At 72.7% G+C, this 14,693-nt stretch carries 12 protein-coding genes; 6 read left to right on the top strand and 6 right to left on the bottom strand.

Going from position 1 to position 14,693, the window contains the following annotated elements:
• Position 1 precedes the first annotated feature (1 nt).
• A complete protein-coding gene (locus KJS59_RS03815; RefSeq protein WP_213451030.1) occupies positions 2–1,771 on the bottom strand; it encodes an ATP-binding protein in 1,770 nt (589 codons plus the stop codon).
• A gap of 379 nt (positions 1,772–2,150) precedes the next feature.
• Here KJS59_RS03815 and KJS59_RS03810 point away from each other — a divergent pair, with 379 nt between their 5' ends.
• Positions 2,151–2,771, top strand: coding sequence for a hypothetical protein (locus tag KJS59_RS03810; protein ID WP_213450879.1), 621 nt, complete (start codon positions 2,151–2,153; stop codon positions 2,769–2,771).
• Positions 2,772–3,150: 379 nt separating this feature from the next.
• Here the strand turns inward: KJS59_RS03810 and gltX are convergent, their stop codons facing one another.
• The 3 genes from gltX to KJS59_RS03795 all read right to left on the bottom strand — a co-directional run bounded on the left by gltX (position 3,151) and on the right by KJS59_RS03795 (position 5,592).
• A complete protein-coding gene (gene gltX, locus KJS59_RS03805) occupies positions 3,151–4,557 on the bottom strand; it encodes a glutamate--tRNA ligase (protein ID WP_213450878.1) in 1,407 nt (468 codons plus the stop codon).
• 91 nt (positions 4,558–4,648) lie between these two features.
• On the bottom strand, positions 4,649–5,164 hold the full coding sequence (locus tag KJS59_RS03800; RefSeq protein WP_213450877.1) for a hypothetical protein: 516 nt from the start codon (positions 5,162–5,164) through the stop codon (positions 4,649–4,651).
• Positions 5,125–5,592: a class I SAM-dependent methyltransferase gene (locus KJS59_RS03795; protein ID WP_249713842.1), complete on the bottom strand. Its 468-nt coding sequence runs from the start codon at positions 5,590–5,592 to the stop codon at positions 5,125–5,127. Before KJS59_RS03795 ends, KJS59_RS03800 begins: the two co-directional genes overlap by 40 nt.
• Positions 5,593–5,693: 101 nt before the next feature.
• On the opposite strand from KJS59_RS03795, the gene KJS59_RS31690 reads away from it, so the two are divergent.
• A complete protein-coding gene (locus KJS59_RS31690) occupies positions 5,694–5,828 on the top strand; it encodes a hypothetical protein (protein ID WP_283775739.1) in 135 nt (44 codons plus the stop codon).
• Between the two features lie 84 nt (positions 5,829–5,912).
• Here the strand turns inward: KJS59_RS31690 and aceE are convergent, their stop codons facing one another.
• On the bottom strand, positions 5,913–8,657 hold the full coding sequence (gene aceE, locus KJS59_RS03790; RefSeq protein ID WP_213450876.1) for a pyruvate dehydrogenase (acetyl-transferring), homodimeric type: 2,745 nt from the start codon (positions 8,655–8,657) through the stop codon (positions 5,913–5,915).
• Between the two features lie 170 nt (positions 8,658–8,827).
• Between aceE and KJS59_RS03785 the strand changes: the two genes are divergently transcribed.
• Positions 8,828–9,232, top strand: a complete 405-nt coding sequence (locus tag KJS59_RS03785; protein ID WP_213450875.1) for a YjbQ family protein — start codon at positions 8,828–8,830, stop codon at positions 9,230–9,232.
• A gap of 72 nt (positions 9,233–9,304) precedes the next feature.
• Positions 9,305–10,915 (top strand): mucoidy inhibitor MuiA family protein, encoded by a 1,611-nt coding sequence (locus tag KJS59_RS03780; protein ID WP_213450874.1) that lies wholly within the window; start codon positions 9,305–9,307, stop codon positions 10,913–10,915.
• Positions 10,916–11,193: 278 nt separating this feature from the next.
• On the opposite strand, the gene KJS59_RS03775 is transcribed toward KJS59_RS03780, so the two are convergent.
• Positions 11,194–11,763, bottom strand: a complete 570-nt coding sequence (locus tag KJS59_RS03775; RefSeq protein WP_213450873.1) for an NADPH-dependent FMN reductase — start codon at positions 11,761–11,763, stop codon at positions 11,194–11,196.
• Between the two features lie 68 nt (positions 11,764–11,831).
• Between KJS59_RS03775 and KJS59_RS03770 the strand changes: the two genes are divergently transcribed.
• Positions 11,832–12,293, top strand: coding sequence for a MarR family winged helix-turn-helix transcriptional regulator (locus KJS59_RS03770; RefSeq protein WP_213450872.1), 462 nt, complete (start codon positions 11,832–11,834; stop codon positions 12,291–12,293).
• Between the two features lie 90 nt (positions 12,294–12,383).
• The gene (locus KJS59_RS03765; protein ID WP_213450871.1) at positions 12,384–14,624 is read left to right on the top strand and encodes a transketolase C-terminal domain-containing protein; all 2,241 of its coding nucleotides are present in this window, start codon (positions 12,384–12,386) and stop codon (positions 14,622–14,624) included.
• Positions 14,625–14,693 lie beyond the last annotated feature (69 nt).

Genomic DNA, 14,693 nt, shown 5'->3' with positions numbered 1-14,693 from the left:
CTCAGAACGGGATCTCGTCGTCCGACAGGCCGCTCTTGGCGCCCACCACCGCGAACGGGTCCGCCGACTGGGTGATCGACCGCAGCACCGCGGCCGGCGCCGCGCCCGCCTCCGCGGGCCGGGTCGCCCACGCCGGGAACGGGAACTCCACGCACAGCGGCACCGGGATGTCCGGCTGGTTCACGAACATCGTCCCCGGCTTGGCCAGCAGCACCCGCTGCCGCTGCGCCTGCGGCAGGAAGCCGTACTCCGGGCGCGACGCCTCCGCCGGGTCCAGCCGGCCCACCACCCGGACCGCCGAGTTCGTCACGATCCGCCGCTCCACCTCGCTCGCCGTCTGCTGCGCGCCGACCAGGATCACCCCGAGCGAGCGCCCACGCTCGGCGATGTCCAGCAGCACCTCCTTGATCGGCGACGACCCGTCCCGCGGCGCGTACTTGTTCAACTCGTCCAGCACCACGAACAGCAGCGGCTTCGCGGTACCCGCCTTCTCCTTGCGTTCGAACTCGGTCTTCAGGGTCACGCCGACCACGAAGCGCTGCGCCCGGTCCGGCAGGTTGTGCAGGTCCACCACGCTCACCTGGGCGCTGGCCGCCGTGTTCACCTCGTGCGGGCGCCGCGTCGCCAGGTCGCCCCGGATCAGCCGGGACAGGTCCTTCTTGCTGGCGATCAGCCGCCGGGCGAACGCGTTGACCGTACCCTGGCCGACCGCGCTGCCGGTCCAGGAGTGCCGGGTCTCCTCGTCGTTGAGCCGGTCCACGACGAAGTCGACCAGCGTGTCGTACCCGTTGATCGCCACGCCGTCGATGCTGACCCCGCCGCCGCCCTCGGCGGGCTGGGCGTGCCGCTCCAGGTGCGCCGCCACGGCGTGCACCACCATCGTGTACTGCTGCCGCTCGTCGTCCGCGTCGGCGAACACGTACGGCAGCAGGCGCTTGGCGCAGAACTCGGCCAGCGTCCAGTAGAACGTGTCCACACCGGACAGCCGGCTGCTCACGTCCGGGCTGCCCGACCGGTCGCCCGCCCGCGGCGGCGCGAACACGCGCACGTCCCCGAACGGCCCCGCCGGCAACCCGAGTTGGGCGTAGGCCGCCCGGGTCCGGTCGTCCAGGCGGGCGTTCGGGTGGTCCAGGAACAGCAGATCCTCGCCCTTGACGTTGAAGATCAGCGCCTTCGTGTTCACCCGGTCGCCGCCCAGCACCGGGCTGTTGAACACCGAGTACAGCAGGAACGTCGCGAAGCTCGTCTTGGTGGCCACGCCCGAGATGCCGGAGATGGACACGTGCGCTCCGCGCTGCCCGTCCAGGAAGTCCGCGTTCAGGTAGACCGGCACCCCGTCCCGCCCCGTACCGATCGGGATGGGCCGCTCCATCCGGTCGAAGTGCAGCGCCTGCCGCCGCGCCTCGCCCCGCGCCCGGTGCACCACCGCACCCGGATGCGGCGGCACGTACGTCTCCGGGTCCACCCGGGTGGTCGTGATCTCCGCCGCCTCCTGCACCTGTGCCGGCAGCGTCCCATCCGCGATCGCGAACACGTCGCTGTCGAACTGCGCGCCCTCGTGCCGCGCCCGCACCTGCGTGACCACCCCGGCGATCGTCACCGGCTCGCCGCCCGGCAACTCCCGCCGGGTCACCACCACGTCGTCGAGCTGGAGGTAACTGCCGGGGGCGACCGCGGTCCAGAACTGCAGCGGGGTGGCGTCGGCCGTGCCGAGCACCCGCCCCACCACCTCGCCGGGCGCATCCACCCCCGGCGACTCGAGCCGCGGCAGGGGATCCTGGGTCAGTTGGTCCAGCTCATCGCGCACCAGGGCATCGTGCCCCACCGGTCCGACACTCCGCGAAGCGGCGCGGCGGATGGCACGCCGGTAAACAGCTTTTCCACAACCTTACGGCGGTTATCCCCAACGTTATCCACAGCGAACTACGGCATATGCTCGTTTTTTTGCCGTTTATCACCTTCGTGGTTCTTCGGCTCCTGGGGTGTCACGAGAGTCTGTCCCGCGCCGTCATGGGCTCGGCCGGCAAGCGCCCACCTTCTCAACGTCCTCTGAAATTTGTCTGTCACTCTCGTCGATGGATCGTCACCAAGCCGGCGTCCCGTTGAGGGATCTTCTAATCGGCAGGTGTCATTGCATAGAAGGGAAACCCATGCTCTCGATCTCCCTGACCATCCGCCGCACGGTGCGCGCGCTGGCCGTGGCCGGCCTGTTCGCCGCCGGGGTCGTCGCGGCGCCCACGGCCGCACAGGCAGTCTCCACCATCTGTTACGGCACGCCGGTGCCGGACGGGTACGTCATCGTCGGCAACGGCTACAGCAGCGCCTGCGGCGGGTCGTCGATCGGCGGTAACAACTCCGCCACCATCTCGCTGCCGGTCACCAATCTGGTTGTCTGTTCCAATTCGCCGTTTCCCACGGGTTGGGTGATTACCAGTAACCGCTACAGCAGTTCCTGCGGCGGCTCGTCGGTCGGCGGTAACAATTCCTACACCATCTCGCTGCCGGTCACCAATCTGGTTGTCTGTTCCAATTCGCCGTTTCCCACGGGTTGGGTGATCACCAGTAACCGCTACAGCAGCGTCTGCGGTGGCTCGTCGATCGGCATCAGCAACAACTCCTACACTATCGCCCAGCCGGTCACCGGCCTGCTCGTCTGCTCCAACTCGCCGCTTCCCAGCGGTTGGGTGGCCGTCAGCGCCCACTACAGCAGTTCTTGTGGCGGGTCATCGATCGGCATCAGCAATAACTCCTTCACCATCCGGCCGGTATGAGAAGGGTGTTTGCCACTGGTCGGTTGGCGGGTTCGCGGTGGGGAGGGGTAAGCCCGAGGCGGTGCAACGCGTCGGCGCGGACCAGGTATTCGACATCGCAACCGAAACGTCCGTCAGGCCGACGAACCCGGTACATGTTCACCCGTACCTCGCCGGGTCGGAACGGGCCCCAATCGATCCCGTACTCACGCAGTCAAGAAGCCCACGCCCCGCGCCAGACGGCGTTGTTGGGCCCCCAGATGGACGTTCCGCCAGCAGGTTCCCCACTCAGCTGAGTTCGTGGCCCGCCGTGACCGGCGAGGAGACCAAGCCTGACCACCCACGACGGGCACGGTCGGGCCACGAAACCCCACAACGGCGCTGAAGCGGGCCAAACGGTTTAGACGCGGGCGCGCGCCGAGACCAACCGTGCCAGCGTGCGCTCCCGCCCGAGAACCTCAAGGGACTCGAACAGGGGCAGCCCGACGCTCCGCCCGGTCACCGCGACCCGGACCGGGGCCTGTGCCTTGCCGAGCTTCAGGCCCCGCTCCGCACCGACCTGCTCCAGGGTCGTCTTCAGCGCCTCGGCCGACCACTCGGGCAGCGACCCGAACGCGGCGATCGCGGCGTCCAGCAGCTCGGCGGCGCCTTCCTTCATGGCCTTGGCCCAGGCCGCCTCGTCGACGACCGGCTCGGGGAGGAACAGGAAGTCCACGGCCGGGACGATCTCCGACAGGACCGCGATGCGGGTCTGGGCCAGCGGCGCGACCGCCTCGAAGTCGGCCGGGCGGAAGTCGGCGGGATTCCACGGCGGGGCGGGGATCATCGCGGTGCCGGTGAGCCACGGCTCGCAGGCGGCGACGAACTCCTGCGGCGGCAGGGCGCGGATGTACTCGCCGTTGAAGGCGCGCAGCTTCTTCTCGTCGAAGAAGGCGGGGGACGGGTTCACGTCCGCCAACCGGAACTCCTGCTCGACGACCGACCACGGGACGATCTCCCGGTCGCCGCTCGGGGCCCAGCCGAGCAGCATGAGGTAGTTGCGCATGGCGTCGGCGAGGTAGCCCTCGTCGCGGTACTGCTCGAGAGCGACCTTGTCGCGGCGCTTGGACAGCTTCTGGCGCTTCTCGTTGACCACGACCGGCACGTGCGCCCAGACCGGCGGCTGGTGCCCGAGAGCCTGCCAGAGCAACTGCTGCTTGGGCGTGTTGGGCAGGTGCTCCTCGGCCCGGATCACGTGCGTGATCCCCATGGTCATGTCGTCGACCACGTTGGCGAGCAGGAAGACCGGCGAGCCGTCGCCGCGGGCGATGACGAAGTCCTCGATGAGGGCGTTCTCGAAGGTGGGCTCGCCGCGGATCAGGTCGACCACGACGGTGGCGCCCTCGTCCGGGGTGCGGAAGCGCAGCGCGCGGCCCTCGGCGGGGGCGAGGCCGCGGTCCCGGCAGAAGCCGTCGTACCCGGTGTGCTTGTTGCCGGTGCGGGCGACCACGTCGTCGCGGGAGCAGTCGCAGTAGTACGCGCGACCCATGGCGAGCAACTGCTCGGCCGCCTTGCGGTGCTCGGCCGCGTACTGCGACTGGAACAGCGGGCCCTCGTAGGTGCCCCGGCGGATACCGAGCCAGTCGAGGGCGGTGAGGATGCCCTCGGTCCACTCGGGGCGGTTGCGGGCCGCGTCGGTGTCCTCGATCCGCAGCACGAAGTCGCCGCCCCGCTGCTTGGCGTAGATCCAGTTCTGCAGTGCCGACCGGGCGCCGCCGACGTGGAACATGCCGGTGGGGGAGGGGGCGAAACGGACGCGAACAGTCACCCGGCAAGCCTACTTGCCACCTCGGTGGGCAGGCTCGCGGGTTCGCCCCACGGGCCGATACCGCGCGGGCGCGGGCGATCCCCCCGGATGGCTAGACCCGGCGCGCCTCGCGGTCGATGGCGGTACGCCAGCCGGTGTCCCGGGCGTCCGGGCGCAGGTGGGAGAGCGCCCATACCGCACCCGCGACCAGGCCCGCCCAGTCGAAGGCGGCGCCCGGGCGCCCCTTCTGCATCAGGAAGGCGTGCCCGGCCGAGTTGCTCGTGGCCCAGCCGCGCGGCGCGCGCAGCACCCGGGCGGCGTTGCCACCCCGGTCCGAGATCAGCTCGATGTGGAAGGGGTAGCCGACCCGGCCACCCGGTCCGGTCACCGCGATCCGGGCGGCCGCCGGTTCGGCGCCGAACAGGTCCGCCACCAGGCGCGGCCTGGGCGCCTCCACGACCACCTCCACGCCGTCGCCGTGCCTGCCCGGGTCGCCGGTCGAGGCGACCAGGCGCACCAGCGCGATCACGGCCGCCGCGTCAGTGCGGTCGAACTCCACCCAGGTCAGGGCCGGGGTGGCGGTCCGCTTCACGGCCGGGTCGCGGTGACCGCCGCCGTCGACGCCCACGGCCCGCCGTACCAAAAGCGCCAGCCCAGCCCGCGTACCCGCACGTCGGTGCAGCCGAGCCGGGTCAGTTCCTCCGCGTACCGGCGGGCGTGCCGGAAGTCCGCGACCACCAGCCGCCCGCCCGGCCGCAGGACCCGGTACGCCTCCCCGACGGCGGACAGCCGGCCCCGCTCGTCCGGGATGTTGTGGATGGCCAGGCTGCTGACGACCACGTCCACCGCCCCGGTGCGCACGGGCAGCGCCCGCAGGTCCCCGGTGAGCAGGTCGACGGCGACACCCTCGGCGCCCGCGTTGGCCCGGCTGCCCGCCGGGTCGTTGCCGGACTGGTCGACCGAGCGCCACAAATCCACGCCAACCGCCCGGCCGCCCGGCACCAGCCGCGCCGCCGAGGTGAGCACGGCACCCCGACCGCAACCCAGGTCGAGCACGCGCTCGTCGCCGGCGAGCCCCAGCCCGGCGAGCAGTTCCGCCCAGACGGCGAACTTGCCGCGCCGCGGTGGTGTGCACGTACACCGCGCAGGAGGCCAGCATGAGCACCGCGTACGCCAGCGGGATCAGCGCCCACGAGGCGCCGGCGGCCAGCCAGACGACGGCGGTGACGCCCAGCAGCAGAACCCCCGCGCCGCCCAGGGCCACCGGCACGGCCGGCGCGTCGAACCCGTAATCCGCCTTCACAGCCGGCACTCTAGGCCCATCGCGCGACCCGGCAAGGCCCCCGCCGGGCCGGCGGGGGCCTTGCCGGGTCGCCCTACGAGTCGCCGCCGGTTTCGCCGGCGCTGGCGGCCCGCGGGTCGTCCACCGCGTACTTCTTGGCGGCCTCGGCGGGGACGCCGGCCGGCACCTCGCCGCGCCGGGCGAGCTGGCGCAGCGTGGCGACCACGATGGACTCGGCGTCCACGTGGAAGTGCCGGCGCAGGGCGCCCCGGGTGTCCGACATGCCGAAGCCGTCGGTGCCCAGCGACGTGTAGTCGCCCGGTACCCAGCGCGCGATCAGGTCCGGTACCGCGCGCATGAAGTCCGACACCGCGACCACCGGGCCGGCGGCGTCCGCCAGCTTCGCGGTGACATACGGGACGCGCGGCTCCTCGGTCGGGTGCATGAGGTTGTGCTCCTCCGCCACGACCGCGTCCCGGCGCAGCTCGGTCCAGGAGGTGGCGGACCACACGTCGGCGGCCACGTTCCAGTCCTGGGCGAGCAGTTCCTGCGCCCGCAACGCCCACTGCATGCCGGTGCCGCTGGCGAGGATCTGCGCCCGCGGGCCCTCGCCGCCGCTGGCCGGCCGGTACCGGTACAGGCCGCGCTTGATGCCCTCGGCGTCCACGTTCTCCGGCTCGGCCGGCTGCACGATCGGCTCGTTGTAGACGGTGAGGTAGTAGAAGATGTTCTCCTGCTTCTCGCCGAACATCCGGTGCAGCGCGTCCTCGGTGATGTGCGCCAGCTCGAACGCGAACGCCGGGTCGTACGCCACCACCGCCGGGTTCGTGGCCGCGATCAGCAGCGAGTGCCCGTCCTCGTGCTGGAGCCCTTCGCCGTTCAGCGTGGTCCGCCCGGCGGTCGCGCCGAGCAGGAAGCCGCGGGTCATCTGGTCCGCCGCCGCCCACAGCCCGTCGCCGGTGCGCTGGAAGCCGAACATCGAGTAGAAGATGTACAGCGGGATCATCGGCTCGCCGTGCGTGGCGTACGAGGTGCCGGCGGCGATGAAGGACGCCACCGAACCGGCCTCGTTGATGCCCTCGTGCAGGATCTGCCCGGCGATGGCCTCCCGGTAGGACAGGAACAGCTCCCGGTCCACCGGCGTGTAGTTCTGCCCGTGCGGCGAGTAGATCTTCGCGGTCGGGAACAGCGAGTCCATGCCGAACGTGCGCGCCTCGTCCGGGATGATCGGCACCCAGCGCTTGCCGATCTCCTTGTCCTTCATCAGGTCCTTCAGCAGCCGGACGAACGCCATCGTGGTGGCGACCTTCTGCTTGCCGGACCCGCGCTTCACGTCGCCGAACGTCGCGCTCGGCGGGATCTTCAGGGGCGGGAACACGGTCGGCCGGGACGGGATGCTCCCGCCGAGCTGCGCCCGCCGCTCCCTCAGGTACTTGATCTCCGGCGAGTCCTCGCCCGGGTGGTAGTACGGCGGCAGGTAGGGGTTGGCCTCCAGCGCCTCGTCCGGGATGTCGAGGTAGAGCCGGTCCCGGAACGACTTGAGGTCGTCCAGCGTCAGCTTCTTCATCTGGTGGGTGGCGTTGCGGCCCTCGAAGTGCGAGCCGAGCGTCCAGCCCTTGATCGTCTTGGCCAGGATCACCGTCGGCTGGCCGGTGTGCTCCACGGCCGCCTTGTACGCCGCGTACAGCTTGTGGTAGTCGTGGCCGCCCCGCTTGAGGTTCCAGATCTCCTCGTCGGACATCCCGTCGACCATCTTGCGGGTGCGCGGGTCCCGGCCGAAGAAGTGCTCCCGCACGAACGCGCCGGACTCCGCCTTGTACGTCTGGTAGTCACCGTCCGGTGTGGTGTTCATGAGGTTGACCAGGGCGCCGTCGGTGTCCGCCGCGAGCAGCGGGTCCCACTCCCGGCCCCAGATCACCTTGATCACATTCCAGCCGGCGCCCCGGAAGAACGACTCCAGCTCCTGGATCACCTTGCCGTTGCCGCGGACCGGGCCGTCCAGCCGCTGGAGGTTGCAGTTGATCACGAAGGTGAGGTTGTCCAGCTCCTCGCGGGCGGCCAGGCCGATCGCGCCCAGCGACTCGACCTCGTCCATCTCCCCGTCGCCGAGGAACGCCCACACGTGCTGCTGCGACGTGTCCTTGATCCCGCGGTGGTGCAGGTACCGGTTGAACCGGGCCTGGTAGATCGCGTTTAGCGGGCCGAGACCCATGGAGACCGTCGGGAACTCCCAGAAGTCCGGCATCAGCCGGGGGTGCGGGTACGACGGCAGGCCCCGCCCGCCGGTGGGGTGGGTCAGCTCCTGGCGGAAGCCGTCCAGATCCAGCTCGGTGAGGCGCCCCTCGAGGAACGCCCGCGCGTACATGCCCGGCGAGGCGTGCCCCTGGAAGAAGATCTGGTCGCCGCCGCCCGGATGGTTGCGCCCCCGGAAGAAGTGGTTCATGCCCACCTCGTACAGGCTGGCCGCGCTCGCGTAGGTGGAGATGTGCCCACCCACGCCGATCTCCGGCCGCTGCGCCCGATGCACCAGCATCGCCGCGTTCCACCGGATGTATGCCCGGATCCGGCGCTCGACGTGCTCGTCACCCGGGAACCAGGGTTCCCGCTCCGGCGGGATGGTGTTGAGGTAGTCGGTGGTGGTAAGGGGCGGGACGCCCACCTGACGCTCGCGGGCCCGCTCCAACAGGCGCAGCATGACGTAGCGCGCGCGCTTCGAGCCCCGCTCGTCGATCACGCCGTCGAGCGACTCGACCCACTCACCGGTTTCCTCCGGATCGATGTCCGGCAGTTGGCTCGGCAGGCCGTCGCTGATCACCGGCCGCTTGCGTTCCGTGGCCACAGGCTGTCCTTCTGGCTGGTTTCCCCCGGCGGGTTCCACCGTGGGAATGTGGTGTGTGTGTCCCCATCCTGCCCCGCCGGAGGGTCGGTCGTCACCCGGACCGCGCGCCAACTGTCACCGGTAACACACGTACCGGCCGGTAACGCCGGTTCTTTGGCAGACTCGGCGGCATGCGTAGCGAGGTGATCACGGTCCGGACCGGCGGTTCGGCTACTGTGCGCGACATCACGCGGGAGGCGGCCGAGTTCGTCGCCGGCCACGGTGACGGCCTGCTGCACGTCTTCGCTCCGCACGCCACCGCGGGGATCGCCCTGATCGAAACCGGTGCCGGCAGCGACGACGACCTGCTGCGCGCGGTCGACGACCTGCTGCCGACCGACGACCGCTGGCGCCACCGCCACGGCTCGCCCGGCCACGGCCGCGACCACGTCCTGCCGGCCTTCATCCCGCCGTACGCCACCGTGCCGGTGCTGGACGGCCGCCTGGTGCTGGGCACGTGGCAGTCGATCTGCCTGGTCGACCCGAACGGCGACAACCCCACCCGCCACGTGCGCCTCTCCTTCCTCCCCGGCTGACCCGCCCCCGCCCCGCTCGCGGCTTCCGCCGCGCTGCGGGCGCGCGGGCGTGGCGGGGCTACCCTCAGGCGCGTGACCGAGACCACACAGCAGCCCGCCGCCACCGACGCAGCCGCCCCGATCGTGGCCGTCACCGTGTATCCGGACCGGGCGCGGGTGACCCGCCGGGCCGAACCGCGGCTGCCGCCCGGCGAGCACCGGGTCGAGCTCGGTCCGCTGCCGGCCGGCCTGGACCGCGAGTCGGTGCGGGTGGGCGGCCACGGCCCCGCGACCGTCCTCGGGGTGGACGTCGTCACCCGGCGCCACGCGCGCACGCCGGACGGGGCGGTCGCCGGGCTGGAGGAGCGGCGCCGGGGCATCGCCGCCGAACTGGCCGAGCTGACCGACCTGGACGCGGTGCAGCAGCGGCGGGCCGGGTTCCTGGAACGGCTGGCCGAGCGGGCCGGCGGCACGTTCGCCCGGGCACTGGCCGGTGGGGAGGCCGATCCGGCCGCCGTCGCCGGTTTCGTGGCGTCGGTCGGCGAGCAGTTGGCGGCGGTCAAGGCGGAGCAGCGCGAGGTGGCCCGCCGCCGGGAGGACGCCACCGCCCGGCTCGCCGCCGCCGATCGCGAGCTGGTCGCCGTCCGCCAGCCCCGCACGCCGGACCGGCTCGCCGCCGTCGTCACGGTCGCCGTGCGGGAGGAGGGGGACGTGCGCCTGGAACTGTCCTACGTCGTCGGTGCCGCCGGCTGGACCTGCTCGTACGACCTGCGGCTGACCGGCGAGCGGCTGGCGCTGACCTGGTTCGGCCTGGTCACCCAGCATACCGGCGAGGACTGGCCCGAGTGCGACCTGCGGCTGTCCACCGCCCGCCCGGCGGCGACGGCCGGCGTCCCCGAGCTGGACCCCTGGTTCCTGGACCGGCCGCGGCCGATGCCCGCCCAGCCCATGATGCGCAGCCGGATGGCGGTACCGGGCGGGACCGCCGGGATGGCGGCCGACATGGTCGCCGCCGCCCTGCCGCCCGCACCGGCGGCGGCGAAGCTCGCGGAGGTCGTCGAGGCGGCCGCCGTGGTGGAGCAGGGCGTGTCCGCGGCGACGTACCGTCCGGTGCGCGCGGTGGCGGTCCCGGCGGACGGCAGCGCCCACCGCGCGACGGTCGCCGCCCTGGACCTGACCGCCACCCTCGACTACGTGACCGCGCCGGTCCGCTCGCCGGACGCGCATCTGCGGGCGACCGCGGTGAACGGGTCCCCGCACACGCTGCTGCCCGGGCCGGCGGCGGTGTTCCACGACGCGGACTTCGTCGGCAGCACGACCCTGGAGACGTGGGCGCCGGGCGAGGAGGTCGAACTGGCGCTGGGCGTGGACGACCGGGTGCGCGTGGAGCGGGAACTGGTCCGCCGCACGGCCACCAAGGTGACGCTGGGCTCCTCCCGGCGGCGGGAGGCCGAGTACCGGATCAGCGTGGCGAACCACACCCCGGGCACCGCGCGGGTGACCGTGCTGGACCAGATCCCCGTCTCCCGGGACGAGGGCATCTCCGTCCGCGAACTGCGGGCCGACCCGGAGCCCGCCGAGCGGACCGACCTCGGCGTGCTGACCTGGAGGCTGACGCTCGGGCCGGGCGACTCCCAGGACATCCACCTCGGCCTGCGCGTCGAACTGGCGCGCAACGTCGAGATGACCGGCTGGCGGGAGTAGCCGCCGCGCCGCCGCGGCCGGGTGCCCCTGGCGGCCCCCTCGGCGTTCGGTGCGGCCCGGCCCGCCGCCGCGCTCTCCGGGCCACCCGGCGACTGGCGGCTCGCCCGCCGCTACCGGCGGGAGTCCCGGCCTGGGGCAGCGACCGGGTGTCTTTCTGCGCCCGTCGCAGCCGGCCCGAGTGGTTCCGGTTCATCGACTGCCAGCGGGTGAGGCGGGCCGAACGCCTCGTGCTTCTTGGCCCGCTCCACCGGCGACTCCGCCCGCCCCACCCGCCCGTCTCAGGCGGCGGTGGTGATCAGTGCGGCGTGCCGCACCTTCGCGGCCAGCGCGTCGAGCAGGCCCCGGACCGCCTGTTCGGTCCGCGGATCCAGCGCCGCGCCGAGCTTCTCGTGCGCGGCGGCGACGGCCACCTCCGGCTTGGTGACCACGGCCGAGTCGTTCCACAGGAAGAACTGGCGCAGCGCGAGTTGGGCCCGCACGGTGCCCGTCGGGGTCGGCGAGGCGCCCATGATCGCCACCGGTGTGTGCTGGAGCGGCAGGAACCGGCCCGGCGCGCGGGAGGCCCAGTCCAGCGCGTTCTTGAGCACGCCCGGGACGCCGTAGTTGTACTCCGGCGTGGCGATCAGCAGGGCGTCGGCGGCCGCGATCCGGGCGCGCAGGTCGGCCACAGCCGGGGATTCCCGCTCGGTGTCCTCGTCCTCGTCGTAGGGCGGGATCGCGCGCAGCCCCCCGTACACGTCGATCTTCATGCCGGCGGGCGCGAGGCCCTGGGCGTGGCGCAGCAGCGTGGAGTTGAAGGACCCGGCCCGCAGGCTACCGGAGATGCCGAGCACCGTGATGTCTGACATGGAATGCCTCCCACAAGTTCCGTGACGAGCTAAACAGTAGAGCTAGTCAACTATCCGCGCACCGTAGTATGGATCACATGACGTCGCCGCGCGCCACCGACCGGGCCCAACTGGCCCGGGAGGTCGTGCTGCGGCTGACGCACGTGGCGTCCGCGATGCGCCACCACATGGACGTGGACGTGGCGCGGCTCGGGCTCACCCCCGCGGCGGCCCGCGCACTGGCCAAGCTGGACCCGGACCGCCCCATCCCGTCCCGGGACCTGGCGGCGCAACTCGAGTGCGACCGGTCCAACGTGACCGCCCTGGTGGACAAGTTGGAGCAGTTGGGCCTCGTGGAACGGCGCACCGACCCGGCCGACCGGCGGGTGAAGACCCTGGTGGTCACCGCGGCCGGGCGGTCCACCCGGCAGGCGGTCGAGGCGGTGCTGTCCGACCACCGGCTGCTCGCCGGCCTCCGCGACGCCGAACTGCGGACCCTGCACGAGTTGGCCATGAAGATCTCCGACGGCGGCTGCCCGGCCGATTACTAGCGCCCGTCCGACGTGGATGACGGGCCCCGGCGCCCGGGGTGCGACGCGACCCGGGTGGCCGGCGGTGGGGAAACCGGTAATGCTGTCCGCGTGACGACGCCACAAGATCTGGACGAGCGGTTCCGGTCCACGGTGGGCGGCCTGCCGGCCGCCGGCGCGCCGTCCGATCCGGCCCAGCCGGTCCGCCCCGGCGCGCCGCTGACCGGCAAGCAGGCCCTGGACCTGTTCGAGGCGCAGCTCACCAGCCGGCACCTGGACCTGGCGGCGCGCTGGCTGCGCAGCTTCGGCGAGGGGTACTACACGATCTCCTCGGCCGGGCACGAGGGGAACGCCGCCATCGCCGCCGTCGTCCGCCCCACCGACCCGGCGCTGCTGCACTACCGGTCCGGCGGGTTCTACTGCGCCCGCGCCGCCCAGGTCGACGGCAGCGACCCGGTGCGGGACGTGCTGCGCGGCGTCGTCGCCTCGGCCCGGGAGCCGATCGCCGGCGGCCGGCACAAGGTCTTCGGCCACGCCGGCCTGGCCATCGTCCCCACCACCTCGACGATCGCGTCCCACCTGCCCCGGGCCGTGGGCGTCGGCTTCGCCGTCGAGCGCGGCCGCAAGATCAGCCCGGACGCCTCGCCGTGGCCGGCCGACGCGATCGTGGTCTGCTCGTTCGGCGACGCCTCGGTCAACCACGCCAGCGCCACCGCCGCCCTCAACACCGCCGGCTGGTGCGACCACGGCGGCCTGCGCCTGCCCGTCCTGTTCGTCTGCGAGGACAACGGGCTGGGCATCAGCGTGCGCTCGCCGCAGGGCTGGGTGGCGGCGGCGCTGCGCTCCCGCCCCGGGCTGAGGTACTTCACCGCGGACGGCTGCGACCTGGTCGAGGCGCACCGGGTGGCCACCGAGGCGGAGGCGTGGGTGCGCCGCCACCGCCGCCCGGCCGTGCTGCACCTGTCCACGGTCCGGCTGATGGGGCACGCCGGCGCCGACGCCGAGCAGGCGTACCGCACCGCCGCCGAGATCGAACGCGACATGGTCCGCGACCCCCTGGTGCACACCGCCCGGACGCTGGTCGGCGCCGCACTGGCCACCCCGGCCGAGCTGATCGCCCGGTACGACGAGGTGGGCTGGTCGGTCCGGAAGGTGGCCGAGGAGGTCCTCGGCGAACCGAAGCTGGCCACCGCCGCCGAGATCGTCGGGCCGCTCGCCCCGCGCCGCCCGGCCCGCGTGGCCCGGGCCGTCGCCGCGGTGGCCCAGGTCGACCCGGCGGCCCGCGCCGCCGCCCTCGCCGGCAAGCCGCCCGAGTCGGGCGGCCCGCTCACCCTCGCCCAGACGATCAACGCGGCCCTCGCCGACGCGCTCCTCGCGTACCCGACCATGCTGCTCTTCGGCGAGGACGTGGCGGCCAGGGGCGGGGTCTACGGGGTCACCAAGGGCCTGCGGGACCGGTTCGGCGCCGGCCGGGTCTTCGACACCCTGCTGGACGAGACGTCCATCCTCGGCCTGGCGCTGGGCGCGGGCCTCACCGGCCTGCTCCCGGTACCGGAGATCCAATACCTGGCCTACCTGCACAACGCCGAGGACCAGTTGCGCGGCGAGGCCGCCACCATGCGGTTCTTCTCCCGCGGCGCCTACCGCAACCCGATGGTGGTGCGCATCGCCGGCCTCGCCTACCAGCAGGGCTTCGGCGGCCACTTCCACAACGACAACTCGGTGGCCGTGCTACGCGACATCCCCGGCCTGATCGTCGCCGTCCCGGCCCGCGCCGAGGACGCCGCCCCCATGCTGCGCGCCTGCCTCGCCAGCGCCACCGCCGACGGCAGCGTCTGCGCCTTCATCGAACCCATCGCCCTCTACCACACCAGGGACCTCTACGCCGAGGGCGACGGCGAGTGGCTGGCCCCCTACCGGGCACCCGACTCCTGGTCCGACGCGCACACCCCGATCGGTCGCGCCCGCGTCTACCCGGTCGGCGGCGGCGAGGACGTCACGGTGATCACCTTCGGTAACGGCGTCCGGATGGCCCTGCGCGCCGCCGCCACCCTCGCCGCCGACGGCGTCGGCACCCGCGTCGTCGACCTGCGCTGGCTCAGCCCGCTCCCGGTCGCTGACATCATCCGCGAGTCCGCCGCCACCGGCCGGGTCCTGGTCGTCGACGAGACCCGCCGCTCCGGCGGCGTCGGCGAGGGGGTCCTCGCCGCCCTGGTCGACTCCGGTTACGTGGGCGCCGCCAGCCGCATCGCCTCCCTGGACACGTTCCTGCCGCTCGGCCCCGCCGCCGGGCAGGTACTGGTCAGCGAGGAATCCATCGCACAGGGTGCCCGGGCCCTGCTCGACCGCTAATTTCGGTATCAACACGGTGCGCCACTTGCGCGAAACGCTGTGGGAGGGTGGACTACCCGCACGGTGCCG

This window comes from Rhizomonospora bruguierae (assembly GCF_018397995.1).
Classification (GTDB): domain Bacteria; phylum Actinomycetota; class Actinomycetes; order Mycobacteriales; family Micromonosporaceae; genus Rhizomonospora; species Rhizomonospora bruguierae.
Note: the sequence above shows the minus strand (reverse complement) of the source record. Positions and strands in the feature narration are given on the sequence as shown.

Bases quoted from the DNA above. Each gene is read 5' to 3' on its own strand.
- KJS59_RS03810 (WP_213450879.1), top strand. From the start codon at position 2,151: ATGCTCTCGATCTCCCTGACCATCCGCCGCACGGTGCGCGCGCTGGCC.
- KJS59_RS31690 (WP_283775739.1), top strand. From the start codon at position 5,694: ATGAGCACCGCGTACGCCAGCGGGATCAGCGCCCACGAGGCGCCGGCG.
- KJS59_RS03785 (WP_213450875.1), top strand. From the start codon at position 8,828: ATGCGTAGCGAGGTGATCACGGTCCGGACCGGCGGTTCGGCTACTGTG.
- KJS59_RS03775 (WP_213450873.1), bottom strand. From the start codon at position 11,763: ATGTCAGACATCACGGTGCTCGGCATCTCCGGTAGCCTGCGGGCCGGG.
- KJS59_RS03770 (WP_213450872.1), top strand. From the start codon at position 11,832: ATGGATCACATGACGTCGCCGCGCGCCACCGACCGGGCCCAACTGGCC.